General features: G+C 69.2%; 13 protein-coding genes and 1 pseudogene. 10 read left to right on the top strand and 4 right to left on the bottom strand.

What is annotated here, in order from left to right; genetic code table 11:
• The first annotated feature begins 163 nt into the window (after nt 1-163).
• The 8 genes from betT to GP2_RS02690 all read left to right on the top strand — a co-directional run bounded on the left by betT (nt 164) and on the right by GP2_RS02690 (nt 10691).
• On the top strand, nt 164-2365 hold the full coding sequence (gene betT / locus GP2_RS02725) for a choline BCCT transporter BetT (RefSeq protein WP_006898931.1): 2202 nt from the start codon (nt 164-166) through the stop codon (nt 2363-2365).
• Nucleotides 2362-3870: an aldehyde dehydrogenase family protein gene (locus GP2_RS02720; protein ID WP_006898930.1), complete on the top strand. Its 1509-nt coding sequence runs from the start codon at nt 2362-2364 to the stop codon at nt 3868-3870. Before betT ends, GP2_RS02720 begins: the two co-directional genes overlap by 4 nt.
• 2 nt (nt 3871-3872) lie before the next feature.
• Entirely contained in the window at nt 3873-5435 is a 1563-nt protein-coding gene (locus GP2_RS02715; RefSeq protein WP_006898929.1) for a GMC family oxidoreductase, read from the top strand.
• A 13-nt stretch (nt 5436-5448) separates the two neighbouring features.
• The gene (locus tag GP2_RS02710) at nt 5449-6381 is read left to right on the top strand and encodes an alpha/beta fold hydrolase (RefSeq protein WP_006898928.1); all 933 of its coding nucleotides are present in this window, start codon (nt 5449-5451) and stop codon (nt 6379-6381) included.
• Between the two features lie 4 nt (nt 6382-6385).
• Nucleotides 6386-6925, top strand: a complete 540-nt coding sequence (locus tag GP2_RS02705) for an RNA polymerase sigma factor (protein WP_006898927.1) — start codon at nt 6386-6388, stop codon at nt 6923-6925.
• On the top strand, nt 6922-8262 hold the full coding sequence (locus GP2_RS02700; RefSeq protein WP_006898926.1) for a VOC family protein: 1341 nt from the start codon (nt 6922-6924) through the stop codon (nt 8260-8262). The genes GP2_RS02705 and GP2_RS02700 overlap by 4 nt, the downstream gene beginning before the upstream one ends.
• A 161-nt stretch (nt 8263-8423) precedes the next feature.
• On the top strand, nt 8424-9731 hold the full coding sequence (locus GP2_RS02695) for a hypothetical protein (RefSeq protein ID WP_006898925.1): 1308 nt from the start codon (nt 8424-8426) through the stop codon (nt 9729-9731).
• Between the two features lie 186 nt (nt 9732-9917).
• Complete coding sequence (locus GP2_RS02690; protein WP_006898924.1) at nt 9918-10691, top strand: lytic transglycosylase domain-containing protein; 774 nt, start codon at nt 9918-9920, stop codon at nt 10689-10691.
• A gap of 30 nt (nt 10692-10721) precedes the next feature.
• Here GP2_RS02690 and GP2_RS02685 read toward each other — a convergent pair whose 3' ends face one another.
• The 4 genes from GP2_RS02685 to GP2_RS02670 form a co-directional block, all read right to left on the bottom strand.
• Entirely contained in the window at nt 10722-12008 is a 1287-nt protein-coding gene (locus GP2_RS02685; protein WP_006898923.1) for a M18 family aminopeptidase, read from the bottom strand.
• 7 nt (nt 12009-12015) lie between these two features.
• The gene (gene purQ, locus GP2_RS02680) at nt 12016-12696 is read right to left on the bottom strand and encodes a phosphoribosylformylglycinamidine synthase subunit PurQ (protein WP_006898922.1); all 681 of its coding nucleotides are present in this window, start codon (nt 12694-12696) and stop codon (nt 12016-12018) included.
• 6 nt (nt 12697-12702) lie between these two features.
• Nucleotides 12703-12942 (bottom strand): phosphoribosylformylglycinamidine synthase subunit PurS, encoded by a 240-nt coding sequence (gene purS, locus GP2_RS02675; protein ID WP_006898921.1) that lies wholly within the window; start codon nt 12940-12942, stop codon nt 12703-12705.
• A 110-nt stretch (nt 12943-13052) separates the two neighbouring features.
• Nucleotides 13053-13535 carry a glutathione peroxidase gene (locus tag GP2_RS02670; protein WP_006898920.1) on the bottom strand — a complete coding sequence of 161 codons (483 nt, stop codon included), beginning with the start codon at nt 13533-13535 and terminating at the stop codon, nt 13053-13055.
• A gap of 178 nt (nt 13536-13713) precedes the next feature.
• Between GP2_RS02670 and GP2_RS02665 the strand changes: the two are divergent.
• Together GP2_RS02665 and GP2_RS02660 are read left to right on the top strand one after the other, a co-directional pair.
• Nucleotides 13714-14145 (top strand): annotated as a pseudogene (locus tag GP2_RS02665) (MarR family transcriptional regulator); the annotation flags it as partial.
• Nucleotides 14146-14316: 171 nt separating this feature from the next.
• A complete protein-coding gene (locus GP2_RS02660) occupies nt 14317-15864 on the top strand; it encodes a DHA2 family efflux MFS transporter permease subunit (protein ID WP_006898918.1) in 1548 nt (515 codons plus the stop codon).
• The last annotated feature ends 48 nt before the right edge of the window (nt 15865-15912 follow it).

Here is a 15912-nt window from a genome sequence, read left to right as displayed (position 1 = left end):
CCGAGAGCGAACGGGCCGGGCGGAAAGGCCGGACGCGGCGAACCGTTCGCCAGACGCCGGATGCGGCCACCGACGCGTTGTCTGCGTCACCATCCGTTTGACTCGGTGCGAAGTGGGGCAAAACGCCCGCGTGGCCCGAAATGCCCCGCTACCGTCGGAATCCATGAGTGACGACGCGAGTCCACTTGACCGCTCCACTCCACACCACCCCGACACCGGTCCCCCGCAGCGCCGGACCGGGTCGGTCAACGTCGCGGTGTTCACCGCGTCGGCCGTCATCGTGCTCGCGTTCGCGATCTGGGCGCTCGCGGCGCCCGGCACCGCCGAGAACGTCATCGGCGAGGTCCGCGACTTCATCACCCGCTGGTTCGGCTGGTGGTACTTCATCCTCGCGACCGCGATCGTGGGCCTCGTCGTGTTCCTCGGCCTGTCCAAGTACGGGCGCTACCGGCTGGGCCCGGAGGAGTCGAGGCCGGAGTACAGCCTCTTCACCTGGACGTCGATGCTCTTCGCCGCCGGCATCGGCATCGACCTCATGTTCTTCTCCGTCGCCGAGCCGGTCACCCACTTCCTGATGCCGCCCACGGGCGACCCGGAGACCAACTCCGCCGCCCGGGAGGCCGTCACGTGGACCGTCTTCCACTACGGCGTCACCGGGTGGGCGATGTATGCGCTCATGGGCGGCGCGCTGGCCTACTTCGCCTTCCGCCACAACCTCCCGCTCACGATCCGCGCCGCGCTCTACCCGATCTTCGGCAAGCGCATCGAGGGCCGGTGGGGCGATGCCATCGACGTCGCCGCGGTGCTCGGCACGATCTTCGGCATCGCGACCTCGCTCGGCATCGGCGTGGTGCAGCTCAACTTCGGCCTGAGCGAGATCTTCGGCATCTCCCAGGGCAAGGCGGCCCAGATCGGCCTCATCGTGCTGTCGGTCGTGATCGCGACCGCGTCGGCGATCTCGGGCGTCGACAAGGGCATCCGTCGGCTGTCGGAGATCAACGTCATCCTCGCGATCTTCCTGCTGATCTACATCACGGTGGCCCGAGACGCCGACTTCCTGCTCAACGGTCTGGTCCAGAACGCCGGCGACTACGTGGCCACGTTCGCCGACCGCACCCTGAACACGTTCGCGTGGGATCAGGTCGATCCGTCCCCCGGCAACGACGCGCGCGCCTTCGTCGACGGCTGGACCCTGTTCTTCTGGGCCTGGTGGGTGGCGTGGGCGCCGTTCGTCGGCCTGTTCCTCGCCCGCATCTCCCGCGGGCGGACGCTGCGACAGTTCGTCTTCGGCGTGCTCGTGGTGCCGTTCAGCTTCATCCTGTTGTGGATCTCGATCTTCGGCAACAGCGCCCTCGCGGTGGCCCGGGGCGACAAGGACTTCGCCGAGACCACCGCGTCGGCACCCGAGGCCGGCTTCTACTCGCTTCTCGACCAGTACCCGGGCGCGACGCTGCTCATCGGCGTCGCGACCATCACGGGCCTGCTGTTCTACGTGACGAGCGCCGACTCGGGCTCGCTGGTGATGGGCAACTTCACCAGCAGGCTCGACGGACCGATGACCGACTGCTCCCGGCCGGTGCGCATCTTCTGGTCGGTCGCCATCGGCCTGCTGACCCTGTCGATGCTCTTCGCCGGCGGCGGGGACGGATCGATCCTGACCCTGCAGGCCGCCACCGTGATCATGGGCCTGCCGTTCTCGTTCGTGCTCGGCATGATCGGGTACTCGCTGCTGAAGGCGGTGCGTACCGAGTCGATGAAACTCGACAGCTTCCGCACGACCCTGCCCAAGGTCATCGCGGTGGGGCGCGGACCCACCGAGCAGAGCAGCTGGCGACAACGCCTCATCGGAACCCTGCGCTTCCCCGGACGCGTGGCCACCCGCAGGTTCCTGACGGCGACGGTGATCCCCGCGATGCACGAGGTGGCCGAGCAGTTCAGCGGCGAGGGGATACCCGCGTCGGTCGACGAGAGCGAGCAGAACGAGGGACTCCCGTCGCCGAGACTCATCGTCGAACTGGCCGATGCCCCGCGGTTCGAGTACTGCGTGTGGCCCGTGTCGGCGCCCACGCCCTCCTTCGCGGTCCGCTCCCAGCGCTCCGACGACCGCTACTTCCGCTGCGAGGTGTACCTCACCGAGGGATCGCAGGGTTATTCGCTGTCGGGGTACACGCGCGAGCAGATCATCGGCGACATCCTCGACCAGTACGAACGTCATCTCGGATACCTGCACCTCCGTGACGCCGCGGCGGACACGCACGACCACTCGCCCGACCCGGTCCCGGCGGACGACGCGGGCACCGGATCATCCGCCGCCTCCTCCACCGAGACCGCCGACACCGACCCGGAAGGGGCGCCTGCTCCATGAGTGACACCCTCTACATCGACGGCCAGTGGCGCCCGGCCGCCTCCCGCGAGACACGCGAGATCCGTTGTCCCGCCGACAACTCCGTGGTGGGTGTGGTCGCCGAGGCGTCCGCCGCCGACACCGAGGCGGCGATCGCCGCCGCACGCCGGGCGTTCGACGACGGCAAGTGGAGCTCGACACCCGCCGCCGAGCGCGGCGATCTGCTCCTCCGGATCGCCGACCGCATCGACGCCCGCCGCGACCAGTTCGTCAACGCCGAGACCCTCGACACCGGCAAACGGCCGTACGAGTCGGACATCGACATGACCGACATCGCCAACTGCTTCCGATACTTCGGCAAGCTCGCCGCCCAGGACGCGGGACGGGTCGTCGACGCCGGTTCCGCCGACGTGGACTCGCGGATCGTCTACGAGCCGGTCGGCGTCTGCGGACTCATCACCCCGTGGAACTATCCGCTGCTGCAGGCGGCGTGGAAGGTCGCCCCGGCGCTGGCGGCCGGCAACACCTTCGTCCTCAAGCCTGCAGAACTGACGCCGCACACCTCGATCCTGCTCTTCGAGGTGCTCCACGAACTCGGCCTGCCGGCGGGCGTGGCCAATCTCGTCCTCGGACCCGGCGCGGACGCCGGCGCCCCGCTGTCCTCGCATCCCGACGTCGACCTCGTGTCGTTCACCGGCGGCCTCGTCACCGGCCGCGTCATCGCCCGCGAGGCGGCCGCGACGGTGAAGAAGGTCGCGCTCGAACTCGGCGGCAAGAACCCCAACGTCGTGTTCGCCGACGTGGGCGTCACCGACGAGTTCTTCGACGCCGCGGTCGACAACGCGCTCAACGCCGCGTTCCTGCACTCCGGGCAGGTCTGCTCCGCCGGCGCGCGGCTCATCGTCGAGGAGTCCCTGCACGACCGGTTCGTCGACGAACTGGTCCGCCGCGCCGAGCAGATCCGGCTCGGGCTGCCATTCGCCGACGGCACCGAAACCGGCCCGCTCATCTCGCAGGCCCACCGCGACAAGGTGCACGCCTACGTCGAGCAGGCGCGCGCCGACGGCGCCGAGATCCGTTGCGGCGGCGCGTTCGCCACCGGCGACCAGGGCTCCGGGAAGCTCGACGACGGGTGGTTCTACCTGCCGACGGTCATCGACCGCGCCGACCGCTCGATGGCGTGCGTGCACGACGAGGCGTTCGGACCGACCGTCACCGTGGAGACGTTCACGACCGAGGACGAGGCCGTGCGCCTGGCCAACGACACCGTCTACGGGCTCGCCGGGGCGGTGTGGTCGTCCGACGCGGCCCGCGCGCGCCGGATCGCGGGCAGGATTCGCGCGGGCACGGTGTGGGTCAACGACTTCGGGCCCTATCTCCCCCAGGCGGAATGGGGTGGCTTCGGACAGTCCGGCTTCGGCCGCGAGCTCGGCCCGTCCGGCCTCGCGGAGTACCGCGAGGCCAAGCATGTCTACGAGAACCTCCGGCCGGGTGTGACCGGCTGGTTCGAGAACCGGAAGGGGTAGCGGTGACCGAGACCTACGACTACGTGGTCGTCGGCGGCGGTTCGGCGGGCGCGGCGGTGGCGGCGCGGCTGTCGGAGAACCCGTCGGTGACGGTCTGCCTGCTCGAGGCCGGCCCGTCGGATGTCGGCGACGAGGCCATCCTGCGTCTCGACCGGTGGATGGAGCTCCTCGAATCCGGTTACGACTGGGACTATCCCGTCGAACCGCAGGAGAACGGCAACAGCTTCATGCGGCACGCGCGCGCCAAGGTGCTGGGCGGCTGCAGTTCCCACAACAGCTGCATCGCCTTCTGGGCGCCGCGCGAGGACCTCGATTCCTGGGAACGCGATTTCGGCTGCGCGGGCTGGGGTTCGGAGGAGGTGTACCGGCTCTTCACGAAGATCGAGACCAACGACGCCCCGGGCGACCACCACGGCCGCAACGGCCCGGTCCACATCATGACGATCCCGCCCCGCGACCCCTGCGGCGTGGCCGTGCTCGACGCCTGCGAGGCCGTGGGCATCCCGCGCGCCGAGTTCAACAGCGGCACGACGGTGGTCAACGGCGCCAACTTCTTCCAGATCAACCGCCGGCCGGACGGCGTGCGCGCGTCGTCGTCGGTGAGCTACCTGCACCCGAACCTCGACCGGCCCAACCTCACGGTCCGGACCGGGTCGTGGGCCAAGAAGATCGCGGTGGAGGAGGTCGACGGCGACCTACGCGCGGTCGGCGTCGACATCACCGACAACGCCTTCGGCCGGACGACGCGGATCGAGGCACGGCGCGAGGTGATCGTGTCCGCGGGCGCGATCGACACCCCGAAGCTGCTGATGCTCTCCGGGATCGGCCCGGCCGACCACCTCGTCGAGCACGGCATCGACGTCCTCGTCGACTCCCCCGGCGTCGGCGAGCACCTCCAGGACCATCCCGAGGGCGTGATCGGCTTCGAGACCAAGAGGCCGATGGTGCGGGAGTCGACCCAGTGGTGGGAGGCGGGCATCTTCACCACCGTCGACGACCACCTCGACCGGCCGGACCTGATGATGCACTACGGCAGCGTGCCGTTCGACATGCACACGCTCCGGCAGGGATACCCGACCAGCGATAACACCTTCTGCCTCACGCCGAACGTCACCCACGCCCGCTCCCGCGGCACGGTGCGGCTCCGCTCGTGCGACTTCCGCGACAAGCCCCGCGTCGACCCGAGGTATTTCACCGACTCCGAGGGCTACGACATGCGCATCATGATCGCGGGCCTGCGCAAGGCGCGCGAGATCGCCGCCGCCGCACCGCTGGCCGATTGGGTTGCGCGCGAACTGTATCCGGGTCCGGGGGCGACCACCGACGAGGAACTCGCCGACTACATCCGGCGCACCCACAACACCGTCTACCACCCGGTCGGCACGGTGCGGATGGGACCGCCGGACGACGACATGTCGCCCCTCGACCCCGAGTTGCGCGTCAAGGGCGTCGCGGGTCTCCGGGTCGCCGACGCCTCGGTGTTCCCGGAGCACACCACCGTCAACCCGAACATCACCGTGATGCTCGTCGGCGAACGGTGCGCGGAACTGGTGGCGACCACCTAGGAGCGGATTCGCGATGGGAACCACGCCGACTGCACTGCACACCGTCGGACTTCCCTCCGGCACGCTCGAGTACGCCACATACGGCCCGGAGGGGTCCCGGTACCCGCCCGTGTTGTTCGTGCACGGCGCGGTCGTCGACCACCGGCTCTGGGAGCCTGTCGCCGACCTGCTCGCAGATCGCGGGATCCGGTCGGTGATCCCGCTCCTGCCACTCGGTGCCCACCGAATCCCGTTGGGATCGGGCGCGGATCGCTCACCCCGTGGAGTGAGCAGACTGTTGCGGGAATTCGCCGGACACCTCGGCCTCTCGTCGGCGACCCTGGTGGCCAACGACACCGGCGGGGCGATCACCCAGTTCGCCCTCGACGAGGACCCGGGCTTCGTCGGGCGGCTGGTGTTCACCAACTGTGACGCCTTCGACCTCTTCCCGCCGCAACCGTTCGGGCTGTACTTCGCGCTGATGAAACGGCGTGCACTGCTGAGGCCGCTCGCCGAGGCCATGCGCTGGCGGCGCCTGCGGCACTCACCGCTCGGTGTCGGGCTGTTGCTGAACGATCCCGATCCGGACCTCACCGCCTCGGTCTTCGAACCCCTCCGGTCCGACGCGCGCATCCGCGACGACTTCCGCGCGTTCCTGAAAGGCATCCGACCGTCGGAGCTCTTCGCCGTCACCCAGCGGATGTCGCAGGTCGACCTGCCCGTCCGCTTCGTGTGGGGTCGCGACGACCGGTGCTTCACGCTCACCCACGGCCGTCGGTTCGCCCTGCTCTTCGGCGGCGAGGCGGTGCCGTTCGTCGAGGTCCCGGGTGCCCGGACCTTCGTCTCCCTCGACCAGCCACGGGCGGTCGCCGACGAGATCGCGGCGTTCACCGTGGAGGCGCGGACACCGGAAGAGAAGAAAGTCACCGGAGAGGCGTCGGATTCCGGCTCCGGGCCACGACAGTAGAGATGTGAGCGGCGACCATCCGGTTTCTCCGCCGGCAGGACCCGAGGGACTGCTGGCGGTGTACGACGAGGCGCTGCCCGCCGTGTACGGCTACGTCATCCACCGATGCGCCGACCGGCGGGTCGCCGAGGACGTCACGTCGGAGACCTTCCTGGCCGCGATGGACTCCGTCCGGAAGCACCGGGACACCGAACCGACGACACCCTGGCTGATCGGGATCGCGAGACACAAACTCGCCGACCACTGGCGACGCGCCCAACGGACACCGGAGCCCATGGAGGAACTCCCGGAGCCCCCGGACGATCCATGGGATGCCGAGGTCGACCGCATGGTCGCCCACCACGTCCTCGGACAACTGTCGCCGGTTCACCGTGCGGTCCTGACCCTGCGCTACGTCGACGATCTCCCCGTCGGCGACTGCGCCGAGATCCTCGGCCGGACGGTCGGCGCCACCGAGGCGCTGCTCACCCGCGCGAAGCGAGCCTTCCGCGCGGCCTATCCACAGACCCACCCCCAGCGAAGCGCGAGAGGAGGTCACGCATGAGTACCCGGAACGGCACGCGCTCCAGCGACGCCCGGGACCCGCTGCACGTCCTGCGCGCGGCCGACGCCCCCGGCTTCGACGAGCCGGTGATGCCCGACGCGGCGTTCGCCGCCGCCCTGCGTGACCGTCTCGAACGCGGGGCGACACTACCGCAAGGAGTCATCATGTCCGGCACGGCCACCGACACCGCACCGCGATCCGACGAGACGGTCGTCGAGAGCGACACCACCACCACGAGCCCGTCCGTCGAACGACCCGGCGCACTCCCCTACCTCGTGGTCGCCGATCCACGGCGGGCGATCGACTGGTACACCTCCACCCTCGGCGCCGTGTTGCGCGGCGAACCGCTCGTCATGGACGACGGCCGCATCGGCCACGCCGAGCTCGAGATGGGCGGCGGGGTCATCTACCTCGCCGCCGAGTTCCCGGACCTGGGCCTGCGGGCCCCCGAACCCGGCAAGGTCTCGGTGAGCCTGATGCTCCCCGTGGCCGACACCGACGCCGTCGTCGCAGCCGCCGCCCGCGCCGGAGCCGCGGTCACCCGCGAGCCGTACGAGGCGCACGGAACCCGCACCGGCGTCGTCGTCGACCCGTTCGGCCATCGCTGGATGCTGACCGGTCCGTCCGGGAACAAGGTCGTCGACGCCATCCATCAGGGCGACATCGGCTACATGGCGCTGAGCACGCCGGACGCCGCGCGTGCCCGCAGGTTCTACGCGACGGTGCTCGGCTGGGAATTCGACGCCGACGGCCGCCGGGTCACCAACGCGGGGCACCGGCTCGGCATCCACGAGACCGACGGTCCGCCGACCGTGTTCTGCGCGTACGCCGTTCACGATCTCGAGGCCGCCCATGCGCGGATCGTCGCGGCCGGCGGCCACGGCGAGTTCGGATCGAGTCAGGACGGTCGCCGCGTCGTCGACGCCGTCGACGATCAGGGAGTGCGATTCGCCGTCTATCAGATCGAACCCGGTGACACCCGCCCCGAGCAGCACCCGCGCACCCGGGGTGCGATGACGTACCTGACCGTGTACACACCCGACAGCGCACGTCTCCGCGACTTCTACGGGTCGGTGCTCGACTGGACCTTGCACGCCGGACGCATCGAGGACGGCTGGGAGGTCGACGACGTGCGGCCCCAGGTCGGGATCGCCGGCGGCGCAGACCGGTCCGTGGCGGTGCCCATGTGGGTCACCGACGACGTCGAGGCAGCCGTCGGGCGTGTGCGCGCCGCCGGCGGCACCGTGCTCGACGAGCCGCGCACCGCCCCGTACGGGGTGTCCGCGCGGTGCGCCGACGACCAGGGCGCGGAGTTCTACCTGGGGCAGCTGTTCTGAGGAGCCGCCGTCCTCAGGTCACCAGCAATCCCACGACCAGCACCGCAACCCGTGGTCACGACGGTGAGCATCACCAGCCCATCACGCAGGACGTCCATGAGGCCACTGTGCACCGGCCTCCGGCCGTGAGGGGCCGGATTCGTCATGGTTCACTCTTAGCCATGTCCTCACGCTCCCGCGCCCGGGCCCTCTCCGCGCGTCTGCCGTTCGGCATCGGGACGGTCGTACTCATCTGCTGCGCATCCATGCTCGCGACCGCCGGTGTGGTGCTGTTCGGAGGCGATCCGAGGGTCGATGACACCGATTACGCATACGGCGAGCTGCGCGACTACGAGCGGCAACCGGAACCGGCCTGGACGATCGTCGGCCACCGGGATCTGCCCGACCACCGCGACGGCGTCCCCATCGAGGTCGCCGACGCCGCCGGGGACAAGTGGCTGATCTCCTACCCGTCCGGCCTCGGCCGCTCCTTCACGCTGATCGAGCGCCGCAACGGCCGTATCCTCTGGGACACCCCGATCAACGCCGGTCAGGGCGATTGCGCGTTCAACGCGGCCGGACAGGTCGGCTGCGCCGTCGAACTCGGCAGCCCGCTCCCCGACGGCTTCTACCTCATCGACGAGACGGGCACCCCGACCCGCACAGCCCGCTACCTCGACACCCGCAAGGTCGTGGGACTGGGCACCAATTTCCTGCGCGTCAACAAGTTCGGACACCAGCTCTCGCTCAACACGCCCGCGGGCCGGACCATCTGGGGCCGCACCTTCGCGGCGCCGGTTGTCGATCTCGAGGTCGCCGGCGACATCGTGATCGTCAAGACCGCCGACGCCAGTCAGTACGTGATCAACCCGGCCACCGGCGACAACCGCCTCGCCTGCGACCAGTGCACCATCGACCTCTACCCCACGGGCATCACCGTCGAGCACCAGCAGTACGGCGAGGAGAAGGTGGACACCCATGCGATCGTCAACGGGCGGGTGAACCCCGAGCCGGTCGCCGAGGCGCCCGGCCTCCAGGTCGAGTCCGGCCCGTCGATCCTGCCGGTGCTGACCGCGTCCAACCGGATCTTCGCCGACGGCGGGCAGTACGAGATCCGCGACCCGGCCCGGCGCTCGGCGGTCTGGCGGATCGCCGACCGCGAGCTGTCCAAGTCGGGCGTCATCGCCTGTGGCGCGCTGGTCAACTTCGGCCTGCTCGACGGCTCGCGGACGACCTATGCCCTGTCCGACGGGCGGCACATCGGCAGCGGTCCCCCGCCGGGCCCGACCACGCCGACCCTCGCCAACCCTGCGTGCGTGGGGTCCACGGGCGACACCATGATCCTGCTCAACCAGGGCCAGCTCACCGCATTGCGCCCCGACAACACCGTCGCCTGGGAGCAGCCCATGGGGTCGGGCAGGGTCGATGTCGTGGACGGATATCTCGTTCTCGGCGAGGGTGACACGCTGTCCGTTTTGCGCCCGAACTGACCCACACTGTGGCGGGACTCACACCCGTGCCCGGTCGGCAGGGCTACCTGCTAGGACAGACGTTGCTACATTTGTCCAGCCCAGCGATGGTCACAGAAAAGTAACGCTTTGCTCACGACCGCGTGTACGGTCGGCCCGGTTCCAGAAGCACGAACCACAAGCAGTACACGCGAGGTCGATTTAGTTTTGGGTAAACGCTCCAAGCCACGGAAGAACACACGCACCAAGCTGTGGGCCACGGCCCTGCTCCCGGTGGGAGTCTTGGCGGGCGCGGCGACCGCAGGCGCAGAGCTCTCCCAGCCGAGCGCGGCGCCGCAGACCGCCCACTTCGACGAGGGCGCAGTCGACGCCACCGCGGCGCCCCCGGCGCTGACGCCCGCGGCCAACGCACATCCGGTCGCTCCCGAGCCGGCGCCGGCCCCCGCTCCGGTCATCCGCCCGGCCAGCGTGACCTCCGGCGAGGTCCCCGAGACGAACTTCGACGCCTACCAGAACGCGGCCATCAAGATCGCCGAGACCAAGTCTCGCTGCGGCATCGACTGGAAGGTCATCGCCGGCATCGGCAAGGTCGAGTCCCACCATGCCGACCGGGGCAACGTGAACCCCGACGGCGTGCTGCGCAGCGCGATCTTCGGCCCGCTCCTCGACGGATCGCTCGGCGGCAACGAGGTCATCGGCGACACCGACGGCGGCGAGCTCGACGGCGACGCGACCTACGACCGCGCGGTCGGTCCGATGCAGTTCCTGCCGTCGACGTGGAAGGCATACGCCAAGGACGGCAACGGCGACGGCAAGTCCGACCCGCAGAACATCTTCGACGCCGCGCTGACCACCGCGAACTACCTGTGCGACGAAGACCTGGACCTGCGCGATCCCTCGTCGCTGGTCACCGCGATCCTGCGGTACAACAACTCGATGGAGTACGTGAACAACGTCCTCGGGTTCGCCCGCAGCTACTGAGCGGACACCGATCCGGCGTCGGGTCCCCGACTACTCCTGCGACAGGAACGCCTGCAGCGCAGCGGAATACATCGGCACATCGGCAGCGCCCATGAGTTCGCGTGCGGAATGCATCGCGAGCTGCGGAGCACCGACGTCGATGGTCGTGAGCCCGGTGCGGGTGGCGGTGATCGGACCGATCGTCGATCCGCAGGGCAGATCCGCGCGATGGACGTAGCGCTGCATCGGAACCCCCGCGGTGTCACATGCGAGCGCGAAGATGGCCTCCCCCACGGCATCTGACGCATACCGCAGGTTCTGGTTCACCTTGAGCACCGGCCCGCCGCCGATCGAGATGTGGTGGCCGGGCTCGTGCCGCTCGGGGTGGTTCGGGTGCGTCGCGTGCGCCATGTCGCCGGACAGGCACACGCTCGCCGCCATCGCCTGGAGGTAGTCGGCGCGAGAACCGCCGCGCGTCAACACGATCCGTTCGCAGACCGACGCCAGGAAGTCCGATGCGGCGCCGCGCTCGGAGCCGCTGCCGACCTCTTCGTGGTCGAAGAGCGCGAGAACGCGGGTGTGCGCCGACGACGCCCCGTCGAGAAGCGCCCGTAACCCGGCGTAGCAGGTGCCCTGATTGTCCAGGCGCGGTGCCGACAGCAGGTTCTCGTCGGCGCCGATCACCGCGGACGGCGCGACGTCGTGGGTCATCAGCTCCCAGCCGAGGAGCGAATCGGGATCGATGCCGGCATATTCGGCGACCCAGGCGAGGACTCCGGGCGCGGAGTCGTTGAGCCCCCATATCCCGTTGACGTGCCGTTGCGGATCGGGCGAGACGCCCTTGCGGTCCTCGGACAGGTGGATCGCCAGCTGCGGCACCCGCAGAACCGGCTCGGTGACGTGGACGAGCGTGCGCGCCACGCCGTCCCCCGACCGGTAGGCCAGGCGCCCGGACAGCCCCAGGTCGCGGTCGAGCCAGGAGTTCAGCCACGCGCCGCCATACGGTTCGAGCGCCACCATCGCCACCCCCGCCGAGATCCGGTCGGGGTGCTGCTTCACGCGGAGATTCGGGCTGTCGGTGTGTCCGCCGACGATGCGGAACGCCGGTCCGTCACCCGACTCCCAGGCGATGATCGATCCGCCGCGGATGACGTAGAACTTCGACGACGGCGTGCTCACCGCGGCCGGCCACGCCTCGTCCTCGAACAGTCTCGTGTACCCGGCGCTCTCGAGCTCGCGGGCGACCGTCGCGCACACGTGGAACGGCGACGGCGACGCGTCGACGAAGGCGCCGAGCCCGGACGCGGTGGCGCTGGTCGGGATCTTCGGACCGGTCATCGGAGGGTCACACCGAGGCGAGGACCGAGTCGATCACCGAGTAGAAGAGGCCGAGCCCGTCGTCGCTGGGACCGGTGAGGGCCTCCGTGGCGTGCTCGGGATGCGGCATCAGGCCGACGACCCTGCCGTTCTCGCTGCAGATGCCGGCGATGTCGAGGGCCGAGCCGTTGGGGTTGCGCTCCGGGTAGGTGAAGACGATGCGTCCCTCGCCCTCGAGGACCTCGAGCACCTCCTGCGACGCCACGTAGCGTCCCTCGCCCGACTTCAGCGGGATGAGGATCTCGGCGCCGCGCTCGAAGCGGGTCGTCCACGCCGTGGTGTTGTTCTCCACGCGCAGCCACTCGTCGCGGCAGATGAAGTGCAGGCCCTCGTTGCGCGTCAGCGCGCCCGGCAACAGCCCGGCCTCGCACAGCACCTGGAAACCGTTGCAGATGCCCAGGACCGGCATGCCCTTGAACGCGGCGTCGACGACCGAGCCCATGACCGACGCGAAGCGCGCGATGGCGCCTGCGCGGAGGTAGTCACCGTAGGAGAAGCCGCCCGGGACGATGACCGCGTCGACGCCCTTCAGGTCTGCGTCGCCGTGCCACAGGGACACGGGCTCGGCGCCGGCCAGGCGCACCGCGCGCGCGGCGTCGACGTCGTCGAGGGTTCCGGGGAAGGTGATGACACCGATTCGTGCGGTCATGCCCGATTACTCCGCGACCCGGGAGACGTTGTAGTTCTCGATCACGGTGTTGGTCAGCAACTCCTCGGCGATCCGCTCCAGGGTTGCGTCATCGACCGAGTCGTCGACCTCGAGCTCGAAGCGCTTGCCCTGACGGACGTCGACGATCCCGGTGAACCCGAGACGGCCGAGCGCGCCGACGATGGCCTGCCCCTGCGGATCGAGAATCTCGGCCTTGGGCATCACGTCGACCACCACTCGCGCCATGGCACCGCTCCTCAATATCGGATGATCAGTTCTCGCCTGGTCAGCTTACCGGGTGCCCCAAATCGTCACCGCGTACCCCGAACCGGGCGCACAGCGGTCGAAGTCCGGCGTCAGAGCAGGGATTCGATCGCGGAGACGACCGCAGGGTCGGTGGGCTCGGTGCGCGGGCGGAACCGGTTGACGACGCGGCCGTCGGCGTCGACGAGGAACTTCTCGAAGTTCCACTGGATGTCGCCGGCCTCGCCGTCGGCGTCGGGATGCTGCGTCAGCTCGGCGTACAGCGGATGCCGCGCGTCGCCGTTGACGTCGGTCTTCTCCAGGAGGGGGAAGGTCACGCCGTAGGTGGTCGAGCAGAAGGTCGCGATCTCCTCCGGGGTGCCGGGCTCCTGCCCCATGAACTGGTTGCACGGCACGCCGACGACGGTCAGGCCCTTCTCCCCGTAGGTCTTCGCGAGTTGTTCGAGACCCTCGTACTGCGGGGTGAGGCCGCACTTGCTGGCGACATTGACCACCAGCAGCGGACCGGAGAAGTCCTTCAGCGAGAGCTCGGAACCGTCGAGAGCCTTGACCGGGATGTCCTTGATGTTGCCCATGTCACGACACTAGACGCCAAGTCGCCCGAACAGGACACGCGACCTGAGACCGTCGTCACACGGGCGCACGGGGTATGCGCGATCTCACCGGATATTGCGTTCTCGCAATAGTTGCATCGGCCTTAGTATTTTCGTCGTGTCCGAGGAAAACCAGCGCCCGAGCGGCGCCGACCAGTCGATCGAGTCCGCATCCGCGGCACTCGTCGCGTTCCTCGACCGACTCCTCGACCTCGGCCGTCCCGAGACCATGGAGAACCTTGCCGCCACCGACATCACCTTCTCCCAGCTGCGGGTGCTCTGCACGCTCGGCAGCCACGGGGGCCCGATGCCGGTGAACGCCATCGCCGAGCAGGTGCAACTGTCGCTCGCCGCCGCCGGCCGCACGGTCGACAAGCTGGTGTGCGCCGGATTCGTCGACCGGCGCGAGGACCCGGACGACCGTCGCATCAAACGGGTCTCGCTGACCGACGACGGCACTCGCTACCTGGAGACACACCTGGCGCTGCAACACGACACCGTCCGACGGTTCGTGGCCGGACTGCCCGCGGAGATGCGCGACAACCTCTGCGCAGCCCTGCAGCCCATCGTCTACGACTCCGTCGATCACTTCCTCCTCGAGCCCGAACCCGGGCGCAAGGTGTCGTGGCCGCATCGGGCGCCGACGGCCAATCTCCGCGGCCGGTGCCCACGAACACCTTCGGACACCGACGTCCATCCGCATGAAGTAGATCGGGACCGCGCCACCTCTGCGATCTCGAGAGACCGATAGGAAGAACACCGCATGACATCCTCCACCGGAGGCCACCTCCACGAAGGTCCGCCAGACACCAAGCTGGACAAGAACGTCCTGCTGGTCGCCGGTGTGGTCGTGCTCGGCGCGATCATGTCGATCCTCGACGTCACCGTCGTCGGCGTCGCGCAGAACACCTTCCAGCAGGAGTTCAGCACCGACGCCGCGGGCGCCGCCTGGACCGCGACCGGCTACACCCTGGCCCTCGCCGCGGTCATCCCGCTCGCGAGCTGGGCCGCCTCGCGCTTCGGCACCAAGAAGGTCTACCTGTTCTCGCTGGTGCTGTTCACCCTCGGTTCAGCGCTGTGCGCGCTCGCCACCAGCATCGGGATGCTCGTGGCGTTCCGCGTGATCCAGGGTCTCGGCGGCGGCCTGCTCATGCCCATCGGCATGATGATGCTGACCAAGGCGGCCGGCCCCGAGCGCGTGGGCTCGGTCATGGCCGTCCTCGGTATCCCCATGCTGCTCGGCCCCATCTCCGGCCCGATCCTGGGCGGCGTGCTCATCGAGAACCTGAGCTGGCACTGGATCTTCCTGATCAACGTGCCGGTCGGCGTGGTCGCGTTCGTCTACGCCGCCATCGTCCTGCGCGACGACGCCGAGCCCTCGCCGGCGTCGATCGACTGGATCGGCCTGCTGCTGCTGTCCCCGGGTCTCGCGCTGTTCCTGTACGGCATCTCCACCAGCGCCGAGCACCGCACCTTCATGGCGAAGGGCGTGCTGATCCCCGCGATCATCGGCCTGCTGCTGATCATCGGGTTCGTCGCCCACGCGCTGCGCGCCAAGAAGCCGCTTCTCGACCTGCGCCTGTTCAAGAACAAGACGCTGTCGATCGCGGTCACCACGATGGTGTTGTTCATGGTCGCCTTCTTCGGCGCGGCCCTGCTGTTCCCGCAGTACTTCATCGGCGTGCGCGGCGAGTCGACCCTGACCGCCGGCCTGCTGCTCGCCCCGCAGGGCCTCGGCGCCATGCTGACGATGCCGATCGCCGGCCGCCTCACCGACAAGATGGGCCCGGGCAAGTTCGTGCTGGGCGGCATCGTGCTGATCCTCATCGGCATGTCCACCTTCACCATGCTGGGCGCGAACACCTCGTACTGGCTGATCTGCGGTTCGCTGTTCGTCCAGGGTCTGGGCATGGGCATGACGATGATGCCGATCATGTCGGCGGCGCTGGCCACCCTGTCCAACACCCAGGTGCCCGACGGCTCGACGCTGATGAACGTCATCCAGCAGTCGGCGACCTCGGTCGGCACCGCGGTGATCTCGGTGGTCCTGGCCAGCAGCCTGGCCGCGAAGCCGGAGGCGGGCCTGGCGATCTTCGCCAACACCTCCGACAAGCCGCTGCCCCCGGGCGTCCCGGACCCGCTGCCGGAGTCGTTCTTCGACACCGCCGCCGACGTGTTCTCCAACACCTTCCTGATCTCGGTCGTGCTGATCGCCTGCACCCTGATCCCGGCGTTCTTCCTGCCGCGCAAGAAGATCGCCTCGCCGCTGGTCGAGGAGGACCTCGAGCGCGGCCCGATCGTGATGCACTGATCCGGTCCGACGGAGTCCGTCGATACGAGAAGAGCCCCACCGACCTTC

Origin of the sequence: Gordonia paraffinivorans NBRC 108238, from assembly GCF_000344155.1 — a bacterium.
Classification (GTDB): domain Bacteria; phylum Actinomycetota; class Actinomycetes; order Mycobacteriales; family Mycobacteriaceae; genus Gordonia; species Gordonia paraffinivorans.
This window is presented reverse-complemented; position numbering and strand designations above follow the sequence as displayed.